We start from the raw sequence: 21,608 nt of genomic DNA, 5'->3' as shown, positions 1-21,608 counted from the left end.
GAAAGGTTGCTCGGTATCCTTGGAATTATACGCTAGACACTATGGCAGAAGACCCTAACAAAAAAACGCCCGCGCCCGATAACGAGGAAGTCATCGACTTCGTCGTTGAGGAGGGGTTTTTCGTGGACAGCAGTGCGCCTGCGCCTGAAAGGCCAGCGCCATCAAAGGGAAGTTTCCTGAATGTCCCGGCCCCGTTTTTCCCAAAGAAAAAGCAGGAAGAGCCGAAAGGGAAGGCTATTTCGGGCGGGAAAGGCGGTCTGCAATCTTTCTCTGGTGAAGCATCCAGCGAGGGGGGGCATGATCCCGGCGCCGCGAAAAAGAGAATGGGTGAGCGGATGGTGGAGATGGGGCTTATTACAGCCGACCAGCTCAACGTCGCCCTGCAGGAAAAGAAAATCACCAATAAGATGCTGGGTGAAATTCTTGTCGAACTTGGTTTTATCGATGAGGAAACGCTTACGATGTTTCTGGCCGAGACTTCTGGTTTCGGCATTTTCGATCCGCGCTCAACCATTGTTGATGGGGATGCGCTGGCGCTGATCGAGAAATCTCTAGCGATCAAGCATCAGCTTTTGCCGATTTCCATTGACGATCAATATGTTCATGTGGCCATGGCGGACCCTTACGACGTCGTTGCCCTTGATACCTTGCGCCGTTTTTTGCCCAAAGGGCGTCAGATCAAGCCTCATGTCACTACGGCGGGCGTACTGTCAGAGGCTATTGATGCTTCTTATGGTTATGCCAGTTCGATCAAGGATATTCTACAGGAGTTGGAGGAGGGAAAGGCCCAGAAAGATGTTGCCAGTCTTTCCGGGGCGGAGGCCTTTTCCCATCCGATTGTGCGGCTGGTCAACGCGCTGGTCTTCGAGGCCGTGAAGATCGGCGCTTCCGACCTTCACTTTGAACCTGAGGAAAACTTCGTTCGTCTGCGTTACCGTTTGGACGGGGTTTTGTTTACCGCGCAGATTTTGCATAAGCAGCACTGGAACGGGATATCGCAGCGCCTTAAGATTCTCTGCGATATGAATATTGCCGATAAGCTCTCGCCACAAGATGGGCGTTTTGGGCTGAATGTCGGGGGGCGCGAGGCGGATTTCCGCGTTTCTTCTCTGCCGACGGTTTTCGGGGAAAACATCGTTTTGCGGGTTTTGGATAAGAGCGCGAGCATTATGCCGCTCAGCGCCCTCGGGTTCAGCGAGGAGAACAAGCGAAAGATCAAGATCGCTACGTCCCGCCCGGAGGGGATTATCATCGTCACCGGCCCGACGGGGAGCGGGAAGACGACCTCTCTTTATTCGATGCTCAATGAAATCAACGATGTTGAGGTCAATATCCAGACTCTTGAGGATCCTGTCGAATATTCCTTACCGATGATCAGGCAGACGCCTGTCCGTGAGGGATTTCTGGAGTTTGCCGATGGGATTAAAGCCCTGCTGCGCCAGGATCCTGATATCATCTTCATCGGGGAAATCCGGGACCAGACGACGGCGGAAATGGCCCTGAAGGCCGCGATGACCGGGCATCAGGTCTATACGTCGCTTCATACCAACGATTCATTCGGCGCTATTCCGCGGCTTATCGATCTCGGCATGAAGCCGGGGATGCTGGCGGGGGCTATTATCGCCGTATTTGCCCAGCGTCTGGCGCGGCGGCTGTGTCAAACCTGCAAGGTCGAGTATACGCCGACAGAGGAGGAGCGGCGGATTCTGAAAATGGCACCGGAGGATCAGACGGTTATTTATACGGCCAGCCCCGAAGGGTGCGAGGTCTGCAAAGGGAAGGGGTATAAGGGCCGCGTGGCGGTTGTTGAAATCCTGCTGTTCGACGAGGAGCTTGATGAGGTGCTTGCCCGCGGTCAATCTAAGGCTGAATTAAAAACCGTGGCCGTTAAAAAAGGCTTCAAAAGTATGAAAGACGATGGCATTCTCAAGATCATGGAAGGTCAGACAAGCATCGCCGCCCTAGCGGACGTTGTCGATATGACCAAGTAACCCTTTCTTAACTATACCACCTCTCAAAGTTTCACCTTCTGTAAACCTTTTTCCTGCATATTCAGACATGTCTTTACTGATGGGGCAGAGCCATAGAACGCTATAAATACAGAGCGATCAACTCCAAGGGTCGGCAAGTCCGCGGCTCGTTGTCAGCGCGCAGCGAGGTCGATCTTTACAACCAGCTTCAGACCGCCGGTCTGGAGTTGGTGCAATGTGCCTCCCTGACCGAAAAAAAGACCAAAATTCCCGGCATTTCTTTCAACAAGGTCAAGGTTCGCGATCTCATCCAGTTTTTTATAGCCATGCAGCAGATGCAGGGAGCCGGTGTTCCTATGCTTGATGCGCTGGCGGATATCCGCGATGCGACCAGTAACGATATGCTCCGCGATATGCTCAGCGAGATTCACAGGGACGTGCGTGACGGCGCTTCGCTCTCCGAGGCGATGGCCAAGCATCCAAAAATCTTCAAGCCTTTGTATATCTCCCTTATTAAGGCTGGCGAAGACACCGGCGATTTAACCTCGTCCTATTCCCAGTTGGAGAAGTTCCTTAAATGGGTGGACGAGATGCAGTCCAAAATCAAGAAGGCGACGCGTTATCCGATCATCGTGACCTTTGTCGTGCTTTTCACGATTATTTTCATGATGAGTTATGTCGTTCCACAAATTGTGGGCTTCCTGAAGTATCTTGATATTGAACTGCCCTGGTATTCCGTTTGGTTGATCAATACGTCGAGTTTCTTCGTTAATCCCCAATTCGAGATTTTGGGGCTTCCTATCTATGGCGCTTATATTGTCATTGCCGTTCCGGTTATTCTGGCCACAATTTTTATTATGATGCGGCGGATGTCCGATGAGGTGGCCTACAGGGTGGATTCTCTCTATCTCAATATGCCTGTCGCCGGGCCGTTGATCCGGAAAATTACCATTGCCCGGTACTCTCAGACTTTTGCCGCCCTTTTTACCAGCGGGATTGATGTTATCAACGCCTTGAAGTCGGCCAGAAACACCGTCAATAATCTTGTCCTTCTTGATGCCATGGAGGGGGTTGAAAATTATGTTAAGTCTGGAAGCCCGCTTTCTGACGCTTTTAACGCTTCCGGTGAGTTTCCCAGTATGGTTATCCGCATGGTCAAAATCGGTGAGGAATCCGGTAAGCTTGGTGAGGTTCTCGATCAGGTTTCGGCCTTCTACACAAAAGATGTGGATGAAGCGATTGACGGATTAATTGAGCTGATTCAGCCAACATTAACGTGTATACTGGCGTTGGTGATCGTCTGGATTGCCGCTGGCTCGCTCGGGCCGATCTATATGAACCTTGGCAATATGATGGATAAGATTCAGTAGGATCCTGTCCTTCTCTTTTTTGAGTAACTGAGAATGTCTCTGTCTTTTTTAGCGCCGTCGCGGACTGTTCTTCTGATTACCGATGATGCGCTTCTTATTTTCAGCGTGACCGCCAGGGGTGTCCGGCTTGTGGATACCGTGCCTTGGGCTGTCGATAATTTTGAGGCCAATGTTGCTGCTGTCGTCTCCAAGGAGTGCGGCGGTAAGCCTGTGCTGATTCTCAACGACATGGTTGAGCAACATTACCGCAAAGAGCGGATTCCTAAAGTCAGCGTTATGGACAAGGCGAATGTCCTGCAGCGCAAGCTTATGGTCGCCTTTCCGAACTATCCGGTACGGGCGGCGCTTCCTCTCAAGGAGAAGACCGGGAAAGGGGATAAAGCCCTTCCCGGCAGTGTGTATATTTTTGCGGCTGTCCCTGATACCGACCCGTTCAAGAAAACGATGGGCGCTGCGCGGCGTTCGCTTGCGCCTATTGCTGGTTTCTGCCTTCTTCCCGTTGAGGCTGCGGGGATGGTCAAGATTCTCGCTAAGAAGCTGACCAAAGGCAAAGACAAGTCCAAATGGACCGTTTTTATCGGGCAGCACCAGAGCGGAGGTTTGCGTCAGGTTGTCGTTAAGAACGGTGAGTTGGCCCTGACCCGTATGACGCCGATCGTTGAGAGCGATGACGATCCCGCGAAATGGGTGGCTGATGTTTCCCAGGAATTCAGGGCAACGATGAGTTATCTGGGGCGCTTTGGTTACGATGTTTCCGATGGGCTGAATGTCATTCTTATTTCGAATCCTGCCGTGGGCGAGATGATGGAGGAGGCTATTGATACGCCTTGCCATTATTATAATCTCACGAGTCAGGATGCCGCGCAGCTTCTGGGGATGTCGCTGGGGCGGCAGGATCATCTGGGTTATGCCGATGTCCTTCATATTGCCTGGTCGGGGCGGAAGGCTTCGTTTACCCTCCCCATGAAGGCCAAGGAGATCGAGAAGGTCTCGCGTCCCCGGCAAATCGCCGTTGCCGCTTCTGCTCTGCTTTTGCTTGTTGGGTTGTTTCAGGGGTATCAGCTGTTTAATTCCTACGGTACTGTGAGTGAAAATCAAGAGCAGATCGACGATGAAGAATCCAAGAAAGCGCAGCTCGATCTTAAGTTATCCAAGGAAATCAAGCGCAAGGAGGATTTAGGGTTTGATATCACTCTTATCCAGAGTGCTTTGGCCGTACATAACCAGCTTGAACTCAAGAGGATTAAGGTTCTCGAGCTTTTTTATCGCATCGGTGTTTCCATGGGGACGGAGTTGCGTTTTGATGTGATCGAGATCGAGAGAGCGCAGGCCGGTATTATCGATCAATGGGCTGCAGAAAAACCTAGGGCGCCGCTTTTCCGGGCTGTTGTCCGCATGACTTTTCCGAGTACAACCGATCCAGAGAAGGGCAATAAGGAGGTTCAGGATTTGCAAACCCGCCTTCAGACCGTTTTGCCCGACCATATCGTGAAGGTTACAAAGAAGCTGGAAGATTATGAGTATGTTGATTCCATCGTCGTCCAGACTGGCGATGCTGCCAAGGAAATCAAGTCGGCCGATTTTGTCGCCGAAATCAAAATTGAGGGGCCGGAGCTTCAAATATGATCAAGGTTATCGGTGCAAAGAGATTGCTGCTTCTTGCGGTTTTGTTAGGCGTCAACGTTTTACTGGCTGCGGCCACTTATTTTTATCTTATTCCTCAAGAATCTGAGACCGAAAAAAGGCTTCGTACGCTCCGTGGTGAAAACCAAACCAAGCAGGCCGATTTTGATCGGATGCAAATTGAGTTTGAGCAGCTCGGGCAGCAGCAGGACAAGTTTGATGCGCTCAAGGAGGACGGTTTTTTTAAAACACAGGTCCGCAGCGTTGCGCGAAAACTGTTCAGAGACATTCAGCTTGAATCCCGCGTTGTTTCGTCCGTTGCCGCGATCAATCCCGGCATTATCGAGGAAAACGAGGAGGCCAAGAAGTCGAATTACAAGCTTTTGGCGAGTCCCATCGGTATTACTGTGGAGGCGTTTGACGATGCGGATATATATAATTATCTCTTTATTCTTGAGCAGAAGTTTCCTGGGCATCTCAGTGTGGATCAGATGTCGATGAGTCGTGTTACGGACATTTCCGGGCCTGTATTACGCTCCATTGCCACGGGTCAAAACCCTGTTCTCGTCAAGGCGACCATCAAAATGTCCTGGCGGACCATGATTCCGGATTCGCAAATTATTGTTGAGGAGCAGCAGTAGTTTTCATGCAAAAAGATACGAACATGAAAAATTCTCTTCACCGAAAAGTTTCCCTGCCTTACATCAGAAGGTTGGTTGCAGGTGCTGTTTTTTGCGGTACTCTTTTGACGGGAATGGCTTTGGGCAGCTTCGTTTTTGCACAGGAGCAAGAAGCCAGTGTGACGGGCGGTTCCGATGATCTTGGGCTTGAAGGCATTGAGGAGCCGCAAGCTGATCAGCCTTTGCCCGAGCCTGTTGTTTCTCAGGCTGCTCCTCCCCTCACTCATGATATTTCCCTTGAACAGGCTCCGGCTTTGCCTGAGGAAAATCTGACTCAGCCCGCAGAAAACGAGCAGGTTTCAGGTATGCCGCCTCAGCCAGTAAAAGATTCCGGCGGCGGGTCGGCTGCGGACCTTCCGGGGATCGATATTGCCGTTAGCCCTGAAGAAACTGCTGCAAAGCCGGCGCAAGCCAGTACCGATGAGGGATTTGATAAAATGCTGGAGCGGAAGGGGAAACCTGAGTCCCCCACGCCTGACTCCGTCAAGCAGAAAATTGCAGAAGATGACCGTTCGCCGTTCAAGCCCGAGAAGATACGATCGCTTTTTTTCACCTACTGGCAGCATGAAGCGATTGTTGATGCCAAGAAGTCCAGAGGAAGAGCCCGTCCACCCACGGAGTCTGAACTGAAGCACCTCGATAAAGACGAGGAAAAGAAGCCTGGTGAGCGGGATTTGATTCTTGACGGTATCGTCTTTGTCTCCGCAGATGACTGGACGATCTGGATTAACGGGATGCGCGTGACGCCGAGCGCGATTCCCAAGGAAGTTATCGATCTGCGTGTCTTTAAGGAGTACATCGAAGTCAAATGGCTGGACGAACATACCAATCAGGTTTTTCCCATCCGTTTAAGGGCACATCAGCGATTTAACCTCGATATGCGGATTTTCTTGCCTGGCTAGCGGTTTTTGGACCCTGTGGATTTCTTATGACCGAACATTCTCTTGATATTCGAGGGTTGTGTGTTTCCTTTTCGGGCACAAAGGTTCTTGACGCCATCGATCTTGATATCCGCAGGGGGGAAACCTTTGGTCTGATGGGGCTTAACGGTGCGGGGAAGACGACAGCCATCAAGTGCATTTTGGGTCTGCGTGAGCAGGATTCCGGCGAAATTCTGATCAACGGTAAGGACAAGTCGGATAACGAAAGCAAGGCTATGCTGGCCTATTTGCCTGAGAAATTCGAGCCGCCGTGGTTTTTGACGGGAATGGAGTTTCTTCATTTTTGCCTTAGCCTCTATAACCGCACGATGAGCGATCAGGCTATTCTTGAGGCTACGGAGGGGCTTGCCCTTGATCCCAAAGCGTTGAGGCGGAAAATGAACACCTATTCCAAGGGGATGCGCCAGAAGCTCGGGATTCTGGGGACATTGCTTACGGAATGCTCACTGTTCATTCTGGATGAGCCGATGAGCGGGCTTGATCCGCGGGCGCGGGCGCTGGTCAAAAAAATGATTACGGATATAAAGCACAAGGACCGTACCATCTTTTTGAGTTCCCATATTCTTTCTGATATGGATGAGATCTGTGATCGTGTGGCCGTCCTGCATGATTCCAAAATCCTTTTCGTCGGGACACCGCAAGAGATGAAAGTGCAGACGAAAGCGCAAAATCTTGAGCAGGCCTTTCTTGATTATGTTGAGAAAAGGAAAGCTGCGTGATATCATCCGAATCAAGCCAGTGTCCGGCTTGTCCTTAATTTTTCCAACCGTTATGCGTTTTCCCCAGAGTTTTGCTTATGAAAAAGTTGCGTTTCTCTTCTCGCCCCCTGAAAGTTTCGCTGGTTGCGCTTGTCGTTGCCTCTTCAGGTCTTAGCACTCTTTATTCCCCAAGCGCCTATGGGCAGGATGTTTCGGTTGTTGTCGATGACGGGGAGAGCATCCCCTCGGAAGCAGGGCTGGCCTCGCCGGATCCCGGCGCTCAGCCTCCTGTTGATGCGGCGGTTCAGGGCGAAAATGTGATTTTACCTGAGGCGAGTCCCGAGGATGAGGCCGCAGCCATTTCCGGGCCTTCGGCAGTTCATTCCGGCGTTGATCTGGAAGCTGATCCTGATGCGTTTTTTGATGCTGAACAGCTGGTTCCCCAGGGGGAAATGAGCAAGCAGGGGCCAAAGCGTGTCAATCCGAGTTTGCAGCCTGCGTCAAAGCTAATCACTGTCCGTAAGAATGCCGGACAAGACAGTACCACGGCCCAACTGGTTTCTGCCGAGCGGGCGATGTCCCTCGGGCTTTATGATTCAGCGCTGGAGATGTTCGATAGTCTGTATGTCAAGAATAAGCGTGATCCAAGGGTTCTTATGGGTCGCGCCGTGGCGCTGCAGAATCTTGGGCATTTTGAGGATGCGATGCGGATGTACGAGGAACTTTCTACGCTCGATTCCCGGAATATCGACGTCAAGGTTAATATGCTTGGTCTTCTCTCCACGAAGTATCCGGCTATCGCTTTGCGGCGGCTTGTGGATTTGCGCGAGGAGCATCCCAGCCATGCGGGTATTGTTGCACAGCTTGCCGTGACCGAAGCCAGTGTCGGGGATTTTGAATCCGCCCTCAAGCATTTGGGCATGGCGGCCAGTATGGAACCTCAGAATGCCAACCATCTTTATAATATGGCGGTGATTACCGACCGGGCGGGGCAGACCTCTCAGGCTGTGAGCTATTACGAGCAGGCTCTTGAGGTTGATTCGATCTATGGCTCCGGGCGCTCCATTCCCCGCGAGGCCGTTTACGAGAGGCTGGCCAATATCCGCTGAGTTCCTTACCCTTTTTTGCGTAACCTTATATGAATATCCCCGATGTCCTTGCAGTCGTTGTTTTAGGTCTGGTTTTCGGGAGTTTCAGCACCGCGCTGGTTTACAGGGTGCCTCGAAAGAAGGATTGGGTTTCTGCGCGGTCGGCCTGCACGAAATGTAAAGCCAAGCTTGGTTTTTTGGATCTCATTCCGGTTCTTTCCTGGTTGTTGTCGAAGGGGGCGTGTCGCCATTGCGGGGCGATGGTTTCGCCGATTTATCCTCTGATTGAAATTCTCGTGGCGGCACTCTGTCTGGTGGTTTACAGGTTTTTTGGCCTAAGCGGGGAGGGGATATTTCTTATGGCTCTGGTTCCCGTTCTGGTGTCCCTTACGGTCATCGATTTTCAGCGAATGATTCTTCCCAATCAGCTGCTGTTCGTCTGTTTTGTTCTCGGTTTGGTGCGGCTCATCTATTTTTCGTTTTCGGGACAGTTTCATACTTTTGCCGAGCTTTTTTTACCCTATCTTCTGGCTGCTTTTTTTTATGTCGTCCTTTCTCTTGCCCTGCGTTATATCATCTCCATGGCCCGAGGCCGGGAGGCTCTCGGCTGGGGCGACATTAAGCTTTTCTTCATTATAGGCTTCTGGTTGGGGATCGAATGGATGCCTGTGCTTTTCATCATCGCGGGCGCGTCGGGCGTTTTTCTGGCCTTGTTCTGGCGTATTGTCATAAGAAAAAGAGAGTTTCCGTTCGGTCCGCCGTTAATCATTGCTTTATTTTCTCTTCTTTTGTTGCAAGGACCGATTCTTAAATGAATAATATTCCTAAAATCCGCCCTATCTTTACTTTCCTTTTATAAAATTGCGTTAAAACAGTATCACGGGGCAACACCGCACACTCAGGGAGCAGAACCTTGGATCTCACACAGCTACTCGCGTTCACAATGCAAAATAAAGCCTCCGACCTTCATTTGAGCGCCGGAAGCCCCCCGATCATCCGCGTCAGCGGACTGATGAAGCGTGTCAAGTCCGATGCCTTGGGCAGCGATGATATCCGCACGATGCTTTATTCGATCATGGCGGAAGACCAGCGGGCAGAATACGAAAAGAATATGGAACTGGACTTCGCCATCGCTTTGGGCGAGAAGGCGCGTTTCCGGGTGAACGCCTTTACGACGCGCCTTGGTGCTGCCGCCGTTTTCCGGACCATTCCCACGGAAATTCCGACGATGGAGCAGCTAGACCTACCGCCCGTCATGCGTCGTTTTGCCGAATTGGAGAAGGGGATCATCCTGATTACCGGTCCGACGGGGTCCGGTAAATCGACGACCCTTGCATCTATGATCAATCATATCAACCTCCACCACGCCAAGCATATTCTGACGATTGAAGACCCCGTGGAGTTTTTTCACACATCCAAGAAATCTCTGATCAACCACCGCGAGGTCGGCACGGATACACGGTCATTTGCGCGTGCGCTGAAAAGCTCGCTGCGGGAAGACCCGGACGTGATCCTGGTGGGGGAGATGCGCGATCATGAAACGATTTCCCTTGCCCTGACCGCCGCAGAAACCGGACACTTGGTGTTCGGGACTCTGCACGCGAACTCTGCGTCCAAGACCATTGACCGTATCATCGACGTGTTTCCGTCCGGCGATAAGGAGATGGTTAGGGCCATGTTAGCCAGTTCGATTCAGGGCGTTATCGCCCAGACCCTTTTACGCCGTGCTGAAGGCGGGGGCCGGGTCGGCGTTTATGAAATTCTGGTGGGTACCAGCGCTGTTCGAAACCTGATTCGCGAGAACCAGATTCCGCAAATGTATTCCATGATGCAGACCGGGTCGCGTTACGGGATGGTGACGATGGAAGACGCCGTGAAAAGCCTTCTGGAGGCCGGGATCATCGGCAAGGACGAGGCCCGCAGGGCCGTGCTCAAGAGTACCGATGCCGAGGAAGGCCCGGATGAGAATTACGCCGCCGGCGCTCTGGGTGGACGCAAGATTGTCGATGACGAGATGGAGCAGGAATACGATATCGTTCCGCAAAAGAAATCGTCGGGCCGGACAGGTTCCGGTGAAAAATCAGGTGAAGAAGGGTATTCGTTTTGACCGCACCGCTTATTTTCTCATATCTGAGTGCCATGAACGAAACCCGTGCGGCGGATATGTACCTCACGGTCGGGTTTCCGCCAACGCTGCGCGGGGATAAATCTCTTATAAAGCTCTCTGAAGATCTTCTGTCTCCTGACGATATCAACGATATCCTGAACTCCATGCTGACGAACCGCCAGAAGCGGGATTTCGAGGCGCATCTGGAATTGAATACTGCCCTCGATATGGGGCAGCATGGGCGCTACCGGATCAACGTCATGCGTCAAAGGCAGTTTCCGGCGCTTGTGATTCGCAGAATTACTTCTGAAATCCCCAGCTTCGCCGATCTGCGTTTACCGAAAATCCTGGAGACGCTGGCGATGGAAAAGCGCGGGCTGCTGCTGGTAACCGGGATGACCGGCTCGGGTAAATCTACCACATTGGCCGCGATGATCGACCAGCGGAACCGCAATAGCCAAGGGCATATCATCACCATTGAAGATCCCATCGAATTTTTTCATGAGCATAAGGGCTGTGTTGTCACACAACGCGAGGTCGGGGTTGATACTGAATCCTTTGCCACGGCTATGAAAAACTCCCTCCGGCAGCGGCCTGACGTGATCCTCGTCGGGGAGGTGCGCGACCGCGCCGTGATGGAGCAGGCGTTGTCAATCGCGGAAACGGGGCATCTGTGTCTGGCCACCATCCACACCAACAACTCCTATCAGGCGATCGAGCGGATCGTGAACCTGTTTCCCGAGGATTATCATAACCAAATCCGGCTCAATCTCTCCATGAACCTCAAGGGGATCATTTCCCAGCGGCTGCTGCCCAGCACGGGGAAGGGGATGGCGCCGGCGATTGAAGTCATGCTCAATCAAGGGTTGGTCCGCGAACTGATCCTTAAAGGCGAGATCGGAAAGATTCACGATGTCATGGAGCAGAATAATTCCATCGGTATGTGTACCTTCGACCAGTCCCTGATGAAGCTGTTCCAGGACGGCTTGATTACCGAAGATACGGCGATTTCAAACTCCGACAAACCTTCGGATATGAAGATCAAGGTCCAGCAGTACAAGCTGGTCAATAGCTCCAAGGGTAGCAAGAACGCCCTGGACGCGGTCGATACGTCCCTGATCTCCTTCAGCGATTAATTCCCCAAAGTTATACACAGGTGAGGCGGTTTTTTTCCTGCCACTGCAACGGGCTATTGCCCAGATTGTGGCGATATGATGTAGTGAATGGACGAGAATCAACAGGTGCGTTCTGCGCCTGTAACTCGCGCTTTTTATTCTTACCCAAGGTTTCGGGGAATTTCATTGTCAATGCGTATAGGGAAGAGTTCTATGATAAAGATGGGTCGTACTGGCGTCCGCAGTCTGGTTTTGTGTTTCGGCGCGGCGCTGTTTCTTTCGTCCTGCGATCTGGCGGCGAATTACCAGAAGCCGGACCGGGGGGCGAACATGGAGATCCAGGATTTCCGCGACGGACTCTCGGAGCGGCTTCCCGATGTCGATGATGAAAAAACGGCGCAAGGATCGGGCGGGATACCTGCCCTGCAACCCTATATGTCTACACAAGCTTCCGGAATCAAGCCGATGCCGCTGGTTTCGGTCGCCGTGAACCAATCGGTTCCCGTTCGTGATATTCTTTTCGAATTGGCTGAGCAGGCGGAATATGATATCGAGCTTGACCCCAACATCAAGGGATCGATTATCTTTACGGCGCGTAACCGTCCTTTTGACGAAGTGGTGGGGAAGATCTCGGACATAGCCGGTCTGCGATACAAATTCAGAGATGACAGTCTCCGGGTTGAGTTGGATACGCCATACAACAAAACTTACAAGATGGATTATCTGAGCTATATGCGGAAGAACTCCAGTTCGGTCAGTACCAATGTTTCGGTGGTTTCGGGCGAGGGTGCCGATACGGGGTCCGTTTTTACCGCTTCATCCGAGAGTCTGGCCGATTTCTGGGCGGAACTTGAATTGAATATGACCCAGATGCTGGGCGGCGGAACGACGGGCGGCTTGAAAACGAAGGCTGATCCGCGGATTACCGCCGTTGAACAGAATCCAGAGGTGCAGGCTGTGGCGCCTGCACCCAAGGAGGGTGAGAAGGGCGAAGTGCAGGTACAGCCTCCGCAGGCTGTCCTTAAAGTTGAATCTCTTCCGGTGGATGACGGTGCACAAGGAGGCGGCAAGGATGATGAGGATGGTCCGGTCTCCACATTCACGCTGAACAAGCAGGCTGGAATCATCAATGTGTTCGCTACGGAAAAGCAGCATAAGGAAGTTGCCGAATATCTGACAATTTTGCGGCGGGCCGTTTCCTCGCAGGTCTTGATCGAAGCCAAGATTTTTGAAGTCAACCTGTCCGATGAATATATCACAGGGATCGATTGGGGCGTTCTTGGCCTCTCCAGCGGAGAGGGATCTCTTGCGTTCATGAATCAGGCGGGAAGGACTTCGATCAATACACTCCTTTCTTCTGGTTCCGGCTTTTTTACACCCGCTACAGGCTCTGCAATCGGAACGACCGCTAACGTTACTCTGGGGTATGTCGGGAATGATATTCAGGCTTTGCTTCAGGCGATCTCCGGGTTTGGAACTGTCCGCGCTCTTGCCAGTCCGCGGTTGACGGTTGTTAATAATCAATCCGCTGTCCTGAACGTGGCGACCAACCAGGTGTATTTCGAAATCGATATCGACTCGACGACCGATGAAGGGGTTACGACTGTTGAGGTGGATTCAGAAATCAAGAGCGTCCCCGAGGGTGTCCTTGTCAATGTCATTCCCTCCATTGATCTTGAGAGGGGGACGATTTCCCTGGCGTTGCGTCCAACCGTTACCCGCATTGTGGATACGGTTGACGATCCGGCCGTCGGCTTCGTTGCGGCTTCCATCCCCGGTGCTGAAAGTGTTGTCTCCGAAATTCCTGAACTCAACGTTCAGGAGATCGATACCGTGGTCAAGGTGCGTTCCGGGCAGCCGATCGTTATGGGTGGCTTGCTGCAGGACAGAGCGGTCAACGATCAGGAATCGGTGCCTGTGCTTGGAGAAACGCCCGTTATCGGCAGCCTGTTCAGAAAAAAAGCTGATTTGGTCCAGAAGACGGAGTTGGTCATTTTCCTGAAGGCAACGATTCTTGAGCAGCCGGAAGACAGCATCGACGATGTTGACCGTGACCTCTACAAGGCGTTTTCGGGAGACCGCCGTCCGTTCAAGCTTTGATTGGTTCAGAGGGGCAGGCCTATGTCTTTCCCGCTGGTCAGATATGTTCTCATGGGAGCAGTGCGGGACAAGCTTGTTGTTTCCCTTCTGGTTCTTCTTGCTCTCGGGTGCAGCCTCGCCGTGTTCGTCGGATCGGCGGCGGTGATTGAAAAAGACCGCTTTGCCCTTGTTTTTGCCGCCGGCGGGTTGCGTATGGCGGGTGTCCTGGGGCTGGTCCTTTTTGTCGTATTCTTTGTCCGACGGTCCTTTGACGGGAAGGATGTGGAGTTCCTGCTTTCGCGTCCGATCAGCCGTCCGGCGTTCCTTTACTCTTATGCCTTGGCTTTTTCGATTCTTGCGCTGGTCCTCAGTCTTGGTATCGGTCTGTGCCTTTTTGCGGTCGGGCCGCATCTGTTCGGCTCGGGGCACGTTTTGTGGATTGCCAGTATTGCGGCTGAGAATATCATCATGGTCAACACGGCTCTGTTCTTTTCGTTTTATATGTCCAGTGCGACCAGCGCGGCGATGTCCACCTTAGCCTTTTATGTTCTGGGTCGGATGATGGGGCAGTTGTTGGGGATCGTCGACTCGAATCTTATCGTCGATACCGGGCCGATGGCGATGGCCGTGCAGTTCGTTTCGGTGGTGACGCCGCGGCTAGACCTGCTCGGGCAGACGTCCTGGCTGATTTACGGCGTGGGAGAGGGGATCGGGCTTGGGTTTGTATTTTTGCAGGGGTTGCTGTTCTGCGCCCTTGTGACTCTCGCCGGATTGCTGGATTTGCTCAAAAGGCAGTTTTAGGGGTTGAAACATGACCCTTTCGAATGAATATACGGTCAAAATCTTTCTTTTCCTTGCTCTCGTTGCGAATATCGGGCTGTGGTTTTCCGCCCGGGGCGTTCAGGCGAAGTGGATGAATGTTCCTCCTGCACCCGAGCAAAGGTTTGCCTCGGCCTATGGGCTGGGTGATCCGCAGCTTTCCTATCGTTCCGTAGGGATCATGATTCAGAATATGGGAGATGCGGGCGGGCGGACGACCTCGCTCAGCGACTATAACTACGAAGAGCTTGTGAAATGGTTTTTTCTTCAGGATTCTCTTGATCCTCAGTCAAACTATGTCCCCTATTTGGCCGCTTTCTATTTTGGCGGGGTTCAGGATCCACAGAAGTACAAGCCTGTTCTGGATTATCTTGTGAGCGTCGGTAGCCGGACGGAGGGTGAGAAGTGGCGTTTTCTTGCCCATGCTGTTTATCTGGCACGGTTTGAAATGAACGATAATGACCTTGCCCTTCGCTTGGCGCAAAAACTAGCCGCGGTCAATAACCCGAAAATGCCTCACTGGACCCGGCAGATGCCCGCGTTCATCATGAACGCCCAAGGCAAGAAGGAGGCGGCCTATGCCCTGCTTCTGGAGATGCTGAAAACCGATCCCAAAAACCTGGCTCCGAACGAGTCCAATTTTCTGCGTGGGTATATCTGTGAGCGGATACTCGAAAAATCAGAGGCTGATTTAAACCCGCTTTGTAAAGATATCCCTTAAAATTAACGTGGTCTGAGAGTAATCTGTCTTTCATGGATCAGTTGCGCTTTACGATTCCTGAGATGCTGTCCCTGATTGGGGTTTTTCAGTGCGTTTATATCCTTGTTTATGTGTTGTTCCGGGCGGGAAACATTTCGCGGGTTGTTTTGCCCCTGCTGTATTTTTTGGTTCTTGGGGTTGGTTTTTTTCTGGATTTCGGTGCGTCATACATTGGAGAAATTACGCCTTATTATGATCTTATCCGCTGGTGTGCGTGGTTCCTGGGGCCGCCCCTGAGTGTGCTGGTCATCATTCAGGTGGCGCAGACGACCCAAATGCCTTCTCTTGCGGACTACGCTGTTCTGCTTTTTGTCCCGGCAGCGATGTTTTTTTCATTGTTTATGGCCAGTCAAGCCAAAGACTGCGAGGTTTTTCTTGAGTGCTTCGTGCTATGGGACTGGCTGGATGTTACAGGGCTTGTAGCCGGTGCGGCCAGTTTGCTTATGGTCTGGCTGCACCGGGATATTTTTTCTGAACTTCAGAAGCAAAAGGCCGGAAAGGAGCGTTATTGGGTTATTTTATCGATCATTTTTATGAATATTTTCCTTCTTGCCGCCTTAAGCCTGAATATCGCCGGAGAGGGTTTAGCCAGAGAAACCACAGTTGTGCGTACCCTGATTGGGCTTTCATTCATTTATCTCGTAACAACCAGCCTTTTCCGTATTTATCCTCAGGCGCTTCTTGTCAGTTCTACAAAGAAAAAAGAAGAAAGCCTTACCTCTGAAGATCAGATGCTTGCTGATAAAATAGCCAAATTGTTGGAGTTAGAGAAAATTTACCACGAGGCCACTTACTCCCGGTCCGATTTGGCGCAGGAACTTGGGGTTTCGGAGGCCACAGTCACGCGAATTATCGGGCAATTTTTCAATAAATCCTTTCCTCAGCTTTTGAACGAGCGTCGGATCGATGATGCCAAGCGATTATTGCTTGAAACTGAGGCAAACATCAAAACTGTCGCCGAGGAGGTCGGGTTTAACTCATTGCCCTCTTTTAACAGGGTTTTCAAGGAGTTGGCGGGGATCAGCCCTAGCGAGTACCGAAAAAACATGATTAAGTGAATCTTAAAAAAATGGCTCTTTTGTTTTCCTGCGCTTATCTGACTTATCATTTTGTTTTTATGAGAATTTTTGCCTGATTTTTTAAGCTTTTCTTTAACGATTTCCGCAATGCTAACGATATTGGGACTTGTTTGAATAGGGGAAGACCGTGTATGATTCGGTGGTGCCGCTCGGCACGTTCTTCTTTATCTCAAACAGAAATTTACATCTTTTACACGACTTAGGAGACTAGAGTGATGAAAACTTACATGCACGAATCCGTCCAGAGCGAAAAGGGCTTTACGCTCGTCGAACTGGCGGTTGTTATGATTATTATTGGACTGCTGATCGGGGGAATCCTGAAAGGGCAGGAAATGATCTCTAACGCCCAGGTGACTGCTACCGTTGCCCAGATGAAGGGGATCGAGGCTGCCGCTTCCACGTTCCGGGACCAGTATGATGCTTTCCCCGGCGATATGGCGAACGCTTCGACCCGCTTGGTTAACTGTGCGGCCAACCCTTGTAACAACGGCGACGGGGATGCCCGTATCGATGTGAACGTTGGCGCCGCTCCTACTTTGGCCGACGAGGGTGCTTTTTTCTTTAACCATATGCGTGTGACTGACTTGGTCACCGGCTTTGACGGCGCTGCCACGCTTCAATTCGGAGCCGCTATTCCAACTGCCGAGATCGGTGGTGGCTACATGGTCGGCCACTCCAGCACAGGGGTAACGAACTTTACGGCGACTGAAATGCGTCCGGGACACTATATCGTTTTGACCGGTCAGCTTGCTGACGCTGCTAACGGTACGGGCATCCTGACTGCATCGCAAGCCGCACGGATTGACCGCAAGATGGACGATGGTCGTTCTAACTCCGGTGCAGTTGTTTCCGAAACCACGGCGAACTGCCGCGATACGAACAACTACAACGAAGACGACCAGGACCAGCTTTGCAACCTTGCTGTCCGGATCCAGGGTTAATTCTTGACTTAGACTTGAGATACAGAAAACACAAAGAGCCTGGCTTGCCAGGCTCTTTTTTTGTTCTGCTTACTTCGTTCAGGTTTTTGGCTTTACCGCATTGGCTATCGATTTCAGGCTGCCGAGCATATCGAGCGGAATGGGAAGAACAATCGTGTTGCCCTTGGCGTTCGTGAATTCGCTCATGGTCCCGAGGTAGCGGAGTTGCATGGTTTCGGGGCGCTGGGCGAGGATGGTCGCGGCCTCGTCGAGTTGTTTGGCGGCTTGCAGTTCCCCTTCGGCGTTGATGATCTTGGCGCGGCGTTCCCGTTCGGCCTCGGCCTGTTTGGCGATGGCGCGGATCATGGTGGGGTCGATATCGACGTTCTTGATTTCGACGTTCGTGATCTTGATTCCCCAGCCCTCCGTCTGATGATCGAGAATTTCCTGAATGTCCTTGTTCAACTGGTCGCGCTTGCCGAGCATATCATCGAGGTCATGTTTGCCGAGGACCGAGCGCAGGGTGGTCTGCGCGAGCTGGCTGGTGGCGATCTGGAAATCCTCGACCTTGTTGATGGCGTACCCGGGATCGACCACACGGAAGTATACCACGGCGTTGACCTTTACCGAGACGTTGTCGCGGGAGATGATGTCCTGCGAGGGGATGTCTTCGGTTCTGATCCGCATATCGACCAGAAGGACACGTTGGAAGCCGGGGACGATGATCTGCACACCGGGGCCGCGGGTGCTGGTGAAGCGGCCGAGCGTATAGATCACGCCGCGCTCATATTCCTGAACGATGCGGATGGAGGCGATCAGCAGAATGATGATCACCACCAGGACGGGGGCTAGAAAGGTCATTGGGCGGGCTCCTTATCAATAAAATTAAGTCAAAAAAATTTTCTATGCTCTGACGATCAGTTGCAGTTTTTCAACGGCTTCGATCGTGACTTCGTCATTGGGCGCGAGGTCCAGACGATGGGAGGAGGAGGCTTTCCAGATTTCCCCTTCCACGCGAACTTTTCCCCTTTTGCCGGTCCATTCGAGGATGACGGCTTTTGCGCCGATCATACCTTCGGTGCCGGTGTCCGTTTTCAGGTTGCGGAGCCAGATGTGTATGGCGATACCGCTGACGATACAGGCAAATTCCACAAAGCCGATGCCGAAGACGATGTTCCAGTCTACAGGGATCCCGAAGAGCAGAACTTCGCCAACCTGAAGGCTGTAGGCCGCAAAGAGGGCGACAAGGCCGTTAAAGGCCAGCAGGCCAAAAGAGACCACGCCGATTTCGGCGACGATCATGGCGATGCCGATGACATACAGAAAGGTCACCGTCGTTTCCATTGAAACGAAGCCCATAAAGTGGAGCGCGAGTATGACCGTAATCATGCAACACCCTTTAATGCGACCGATTTATCGAGTTGCGCTATTAAAGCATCTCCCATTCCCGCTGTCGAGGCCTCCCTGCAGCCGGGGGCCATGATATCGGGGGTGCGGATTCCGGCGTTCAGGATGTGCTGGACGGCGGATTCTATGGTTTCCGCCAGATCGCCGCGGTTAAACGAATAGCGCAGGCACATGGCGAAGCTGAGGATTGTGGCCAGAGGGTTAGCTTTGCCCTGACCCGCGATATCGGGGGCGGAGCCGTGGACGGGCTCGTAGAGGGCGGTGGAGCCTTTTACGCCCAGTGACGCGGAGGGGAGCATCCCCAGCGAGCCGGTGAGCATGGCGGCCTCGTCGGAGAGGATATCGCCGAAGAGGTTGTCGGTGACGATCACATCGAATTGCGAGGGGCGGCGCAGAAGCTGCATCGCGCAGTTGTCGGCGTACATATGCTCCAGTTCTACGTCCTTGAATTCGGCGGCGTGGAGCTTGGTGATTTCCTCGCGCCAGAGTTTGCCGGATTCCATGACGTTGGCCTTTTCGCAGGAGGTGACCTTGTTCCGGCGTTTGCGGGCGAGTTCAAAGGCCACGCGGCCGACGCGGAGGATCTCGTCGGTCGTGTAGACTTGCGTGTTCACGCCCCGGCGCTTGCCGTTGCCGAGGTCTTCGATGCCTCTGGGTTCGCCGAAATAGACCCCGCCGGTGAGTTCACGGACGATGAGGATATCCAGTCCGCGCACGATCTCGGGCTTGAGGGTCGAGGCGTCGATGAGTGCGTCAAAAACGAGGGCGGGGCGCAGATTGGCGAAGAGGTTTAGTTCTTTGCGGAGGCCAAGGAGGCCGGCTTCGGGGCGGATGGCGAAGTCCACCTTGTCCCATTTCGGGCCGCCGACCGCGCCGAGCAGGACGGCATCGGATTTTTTACATTCGTCGAGCGTTTCGTTGGTCAGCGGTTTGCCGTGCGCGTCGATGGAGGCACCGCCGACGAGACCTTGGGAGGTTTTGATTTTTATATCCGTTTTTGCGTTTAGCCATTTGACGAGTTTTTCGACCTCGGCCATCACTTCGGGGCCGATGCCGTCGCCGGGGAGGATGTGGAGTTTGAATGTCATGGTTTTTGTTTCCTTAAAGCCACGGTTTTTCGGCAGAGCGCTTTTGCTCAAAGCCGTCGATTTTTTTATTTTTTTCCATCGTCAGGCCGATATCGTCCAGCCCGTTCAGCAGGCAACGCTTGCGGAACGGGTCGATCTCGAAGCTGAAGGAGAATTTGTTGCCGCGGGTGACCGTCTGTTTTTCGAGGTCGATTTCGAGTTTGACTTCGGGGTGATCCTTGGCTTCCTGCATCAGCTGGTCCACCTGCTCCTGCGGCAGGATAATGGGCAGGATGCCGTTCTTGAAGCTGTTGTTGTAGAAGATATCGGCGAAGCCGGGAGCGATGATGCAGCGGATGCCCATGTCCAGAATAGCCCAGGGCGCGTGTTCGCGGGAGGAGCCGCAGCCGAAATTGTCCCCGGTGATCAGTATTTCCGCGTTCCTGTATTCGGGCTTGTTCAGGACAAAGTCAGGGTTTTCCTTCCCTTGATCGTCATAACGCAGGTTGTAGAAGGCGCTGACGCCCAGACCCGTCCGCTTCACAGTTTTCAGGAACTGCTTGGGGATGATGATATCGGTGTCGATATTGATCATATCCAGCGGCGCGGCTGTGCCGTTGAGTTTGGTGAAGGGCTGCATCGCCGTTCCTCGTCCTTATTTCTTACGTTTTCTGGAGGTTTTTTTATACTCGGCGTGCTTCATTTCTGCAAATGATTCAAACAGATCGGGGTCGAACATCTGCATTTTTTCTTTTTTCATGCGCTTAAGGACTGCCGGAGGCTTGACGTCCCGCTCGCCAAAATGGGGGCGGGGGATGGACCAGCCGTCGAACGCCTCCACGATCGTGGCCAGCCGGACGGGGGGCGAGAGGGCTTCGGCGGGCAGTTTTTCCGGCCCCTCACCGTCCATCTGCTCGTGGTGGTTTTTTATGATTTCCAGCGCCAGATCCTTGAAGGGGTGTTCGACATTCTTGAAGTGGCGGGCGAAGCTCTCCGCGCCCAGGCGCGTATGGGTGCGGCGGAAGGCCTTCATCTGTTCGGAGGGTTTTTCGGTTTTGTCCCAGATTTCGACGGGCAACTGCATCTTGCCGATATCATGGAGCAGGACGGCCCAGTACATATTATTCGCCACGGCATCGCCGAGATGGAGATGCAGGCAGGTTTTTTTGACGTCCTGTGCCACGCGCTCGGCGTGTTCGTGAAAAATGTAGGTGGTGTCCTTCGGTCTTTTTGCGTCGAAAGCGGCGAGTTTCTGGATTTGTTCGAGGATGTAGGGCTTGAAGAATTTCTGGCAGACCGGGTCGTGCTCGAAGTCAAAACCGGCGGGCCATCCTGTTCTCGTGTGGGGCATTTAAAATCCTGCCTCGGGTTTTTGCTGCACGATCATAGGACGGCGGCCTTTGCCGATCAATGAGGAGTTTAGAGTTGCGGGCCTTCATCCCGATCTGAGGCGGGTGCGGACGCTTGGGGGACCGTGGTGAAAGGAGCCTGGCTGTGTTCGTGACAGTAGATCATGTCTGCTCCATCGGCAAAGAGGGAGTCCAGACGGGCCAGTTTTTCGGGGGCAGTGATTTCCACCGCATCTTTGGGCGTGACGTGCATTCCATTGTGGTCGCTGACGGGGACGCGCAGATAATAACTCTCCGGCTCAAGCTGTGAACGGTGCAGGGCGGGGCAAACAGGGTAATAATCCACGCGGGTGCCCTGTGCGTGGAAACCGACCAGCGTTCCGGTGAAAAGGCCGAGATAGTCGTTGGCTTCCTTCAACTCGTCGAGACTCATTTTGTCCTGGCTTCCCACGACCTGCTCTACCCGTTGGGCGATTTCGCGGCTGCGGCCTTCAAGAAGGAAGAATTTGCGGGCGGGGTTTTCTGAAAAAGGCATA

At 52.7% G+C, this 21,608-nt stretch carries 21 protein-coding genes; 15 read left to right on the top strand and 6 right to left on the bottom strand.

Annotated elements, in window-relative coordinates:
• Positions 1-41 precede the first annotated feature (41 nt).
• The 15 genes from tadA (at position 42) to IPN28_10365 (ending at position 17,270) form a co-directional block, all read left to right on the top strand.
• Positions 42-1,991 carry a Flp pilus assembly complex ATPase component TadA gene (gene tadA, locus IPN28_10435; protein ID QQS56678.1) on the top strand — a complete coding sequence of 650 codons (1,950 nt, stop codon included), beginning with the start codon at positions 42-44 and terminating at the stop codon, positions 1,989-1,991.
• A 92-nt stretch (positions 1,992-2,083) separates the two neighbouring features.
• Positions 2,084-3,340, top strand: a complete 1,257-nt coding sequence (locus IPN28_10430; protein ID QQS58609.1) for a type II secretion system F family protein — start codon at positions 2,084-2,086, stop codon at positions 3,338-3,340.
• A gap of 33 nt (positions 3,341-3,373) precedes the next feature.
• Complete coding sequence (locus tag IPN28_10425) at positions 3,374-4,966, top strand: hypothetical protein (protein QQS56677.1); 1,593 nt, start codon at positions 3,374-3,376, stop codon at positions 4,964-4,966.
• Positions 4,963-5,604 (top strand): hypothetical protein, encoded by a 642-nt coding sequence (locus tag IPN28_10420; protein QQS56676.1) that lies wholly within the window; start codon positions 4,963-4,965, stop codon positions 5,602-5,604. Before IPN28_10425 ends, IPN28_10420 begins: the two co-directional genes overlap by 4 nt.
• Before the next feature lie 23 nt (positions 5,605-5,627).
• Entirely contained in the window at positions 5,628-6,545 is a 918-nt protein-coding gene (locus IPN28_10415) for a hypothetical protein (protein QQS56675.1), read from the top strand.
• Between the two features lie 26 nt (positions 6,546-6,571).
• The gene (locus tag IPN28_10410) at positions 6,572-7,303 is read left to right on the top strand and encodes an ABC transporter ATP-binding protein (GenBank protein QQS56674.1); all 732 of its coding nucleotides are present in this window, start codon (positions 6,572-6,574) and stop codon (positions 7,301-7,303) included.
• Between the two features lie 77 nt (positions 7,304-7,380).
• Positions 7,381-8,391: a tetratricopeptide repeat protein gene (locus IPN28_10405; protein ID QQS56673.1), complete on the top strand. Its 1,011-nt coding sequence runs from the start codon at positions 7,381-7,383 to the stop codon at positions 8,389-8,391.
• A 29-nt stretch (positions 8,392-8,420) separates the two neighbouring features.
• Complete coding sequence (locus IPN28_10400; GenBank protein ID QQS56672.1) at positions 8,421-9,185, top strand: prepilin peptidase; 765 nt, start codon at positions 8,421-8,423, stop codon at positions 9,183-9,185.
• 98 nt (positions 9,186-9,283) lie between these two features.
• Positions 9,284-10,477: a type IV pilus twitching motility protein PilT gene (locus IPN28_10395; protein ID QQS56671.1), complete on the top strand. Its 1,194-nt coding sequence runs from the start codon at positions 9,284-9,286 to the stop codon at positions 10,475-10,477.
• 32 nt (positions 10,478-10,509) lie between these two features.
• Entirely contained in the window at positions 10,510-11,613 is a 1,104-nt protein-coding gene (locus IPN28_10390) for a PilT/PilU family type 4a pilus ATPase (protein QQS58608.1), read from the top strand.
• Between the two features lie 201 nt (positions 11,614-11,814).
• Positions 11,815-13,692, top strand: a complete 1,878-nt coding sequence (locus IPN28_10385) for a type II and III secretion system family protein (protein ID QQS58607.1) — start codon at positions 11,815-11,817, stop codon at positions 13,690-13,692.
• A 21-nt stretch (positions 13,693-13,713) separates the two neighbouring features.
• Positions 13,714-14,472 carry a hypothetical protein gene (locus IPN28_10380; GenBank protein QQS56670.1) on the top strand — a complete coding sequence of 253 codons (759 nt, stop codon included), beginning with the start codon at positions 13,714-13,716 and terminating at the stop codon, positions 14,470-14,472.
• Between the two features lie 10 nt (positions 14,473-14,482).
• Entirely contained in the window at positions 14,483-15,211 is a 729-nt protein-coding gene (locus IPN28_10375) for a hypothetical protein (protein ID QQS56669.1), read from the top strand.
• A 146-nt stretch (positions 15,212-15,357) separates the two neighbouring features.
• Positions 15,358-16,308: a helix-turn-helix domain-containing protein gene (locus IPN28_10370; GenBank protein ID QQS56668.1), complete on the top strand. Its 951-nt coding sequence runs from the start codon at positions 15,358-15,360 to the stop codon at positions 16,306-16,308.
• Positions 16,309-16,544: 236 nt separating this feature from the next.
• Positions 16,545-17,270, top strand: coding sequence for a prepilin-type N-terminal cleavage/methylation domain-containing protein (locus tag IPN28_10365; protein QQS56667.1), 726 nt, complete (start codon positions 16,545-16,547; stop codon positions 17,268-17,270).
• 78 nt (positions 17,271-17,348) lie between these two features.
• On the opposite strand, the gene IPN28_10360 is transcribed toward IPN28_10365, so the two are convergent.
• The 6 genes from IPN28_10360 to IPN28_10335 all read right to left on the bottom strand — a co-directional run bounded on the left by IPN28_10360 (position 17,349) and on the right by IPN28_10335 (position 21,607).
• On the bottom strand, positions 17,349-18,110 hold the full coding sequence (locus IPN28_10360) for a slipin family protein (protein ID QQS56666.1): 762 nt from the start codon (positions 18,108-18,110) through the stop codon (positions 17,349-17,351).
• 42 nt (positions 18,111-18,152) lie between these two features.
• On the bottom strand, positions 18,153-18,638 hold the full coding sequence (locus IPN28_10355) for a hypothetical protein (GenBank protein ID QQS56665.1): 486 nt from the start codon (positions 18,636-18,638) through the stop codon (positions 18,153-18,155).
• Entirely contained in the window at positions 18,635-19,744 is a 1,110-nt protein-coding gene (gene leuB, locus IPN28_10350; GenBank protein ID QQS56664.1) for a 3-isopropylmalate dehydrogenase, read from the bottom strand. The genes IPN28_10355 and leuB overlap by 4 nt, the downstream gene beginning before the upstream one ends.
• 13 nt (positions 19,745-19,757) lie before the next feature.
• The gene (leuD, locus tag IPN28_10345) at positions 19,758-20,363 is read right to left on the bottom strand and encodes a 3-isopropylmalate dehydratase small subunit (GenBank protein ID QQS56663.1); all 606 of its coding nucleotides are present in this window, start codon (positions 20,361-20,363) and stop codon (positions 19,758-19,760) included.
• Between the two features lie 15 nt (positions 20,364-20,378).
• Positions 20,379-21,074 (bottom strand): HD domain-containing protein, encoded by a 696-nt coding sequence (locus tag IPN28_10340; protein QQS56662.1) that lies wholly within the window; start codon positions 21,072-21,074, stop codon positions 20,379-20,381.
• A gap of 68 nt (positions 21,075-21,142) precedes the next feature.
• Complete coding sequence (locus tag IPN28_10335; GenBank protein QQS56661.1) at positions 21,143-21,607, bottom strand: hypothetical protein; 465 nt, start codon at positions 21,605-21,607, stop codon at positions 21,143-21,145.
• Position 21,608: the final 1 nt, after the last annotated feature.

It is taken from the genome of Alphaproteobacteria bacterium, assembly GCA_016699735.1.
GTDB lineage: Bacteria > Pseudomonadota > Alphaproteobacteria > Micavibrionales > Micavibrionaceae > JAGNKE01.
Note: the sequence above shows the minus strand (reverse complement) of the source record. Positions and strands in the feature narration are given on the sequence as shown.

Excerpts from the sequence above, each read along its gene's own strand:
- tadA (QQS56678.1), top strand. The coding sequence starts at position 42 with ATGGCAGAAGACCCTAACAAAAAAACGCCCGCGCCCGATAACGAGGAA.
- IPN28_10425 (QQS56677.1), top strand. The coding sequence starts at position 3,374 with ATGTCTCTGTCTTTTTTAGCGCCGTCGCGGACTGTTCTTCTGATTACC.
- IPN28_10420 (QQS56676.1), top strand. The coding sequence starts at position 4,963 with ATGATCAAGGTTATCGGTGCAAAGAGATTGCTGCTTCTTGCGGTTTTG.
- IPN28_10415 (QQS56675.1), top strand. The coding sequence starts at position 5,628 with ATGAAAAATTCTCTTCACCGAAAAGTTTCCCTGCCTTACATCAGAAGG.
- IPN28_10410 (QQS56674.1), top strand. The coding sequence starts at position 6,572 with ATGACCGAACATTCTCTTGATATTCGAGGGTTGTGTGTTTCCTTTTCG.
- IPN28_10405 (QQS56673.1), top strand. The coding sequence starts at position 7,381 with ATGAAAAAGTTGCGTTTCTCTTCTCGCCCCCTGAAAGTTTCGCTGGTT.
- IPN28_10400 (QQS56672.1), top strand. The coding sequence starts at position 8,421 with ATGAATATCCCCGATGTCCTTGCAGTCGTTGTTTTAGGTCTGGTTTTC.
- IPN28_10390 (QQS58608.1), top strand. The coding sequence starts at position 10,510 with ATGAACGAAACCCGTGCGGCGGATATGTACCTCACGGTCGGGTTTCCG.
- IPN28_10385 (QQS58607.1), top strand. The coding sequence starts at position 11,815 with ATGGGTCGTACTGGCGTCCGCAGTCTGGTTTTGTGTTTCGGCGCGGCG.
- IPN28_10380 (QQS56670.1), top strand. The coding sequence starts at position 13,714 with ATGTCTTTCCCGCTGGTCAGATATGTTCTCATGGGAGCAGTGCGGGAC.
- IPN28_10375 (QQS56669.1), top strand. The coding sequence starts at position 14,483 with ATGACCCTTTCGAATGAATATACGGTCAAAATCTTTCTTTTCCTTGCT.
- IPN28_10365 (QQS56667.1), top strand. The coding sequence starts at position 16,545 with ATGAAAACTTACATGCACGAATCCGTCCAGAGCGAAAAGGGCTTTACG.
- IPN28_10360 (QQS56666.1), bottom strand. The coding sequence starts at position 18,110 with ATGACCTTTCTAGCCCCCGTCCTGGTGGTGATCATCATTCTGCTGATC.
- IPN28_10355 (QQS56665.1), bottom strand. The coding sequence starts at position 18,638 with ATGATTACGGTCATACTCGCGCTCCACTTTATGGGCTTCGTTTCAATG.
- leuB (QQS56664.1), bottom strand. The coding sequence starts at position 19,744 with ATGACATTCAAACTCCACATCCTCCCCGGCGACGGCATCGGCCCCGAA.
- leuD (QQS56663.1), bottom strand. The coding sequence starts at position 20,363 with ATGCAGCCCTTCACCAAACTCAACGGCACAGCCGCGCCGCTGGATATG.
- IPN28_10340 (QQS56662.1), bottom strand. The coding sequence starts at position 21,074 with ATGCCCCACACGAGAACAGGATGGCCCGCCGGTTTTGACTTCGAGCAC.
- IPN28_10335 (QQS56661.1), bottom strand. The coding sequence starts at position 21,607 with ATGCCTTTTTCAGAAAACCCCGCCCGCAAATTCTTCCTTCTTGAAGGC.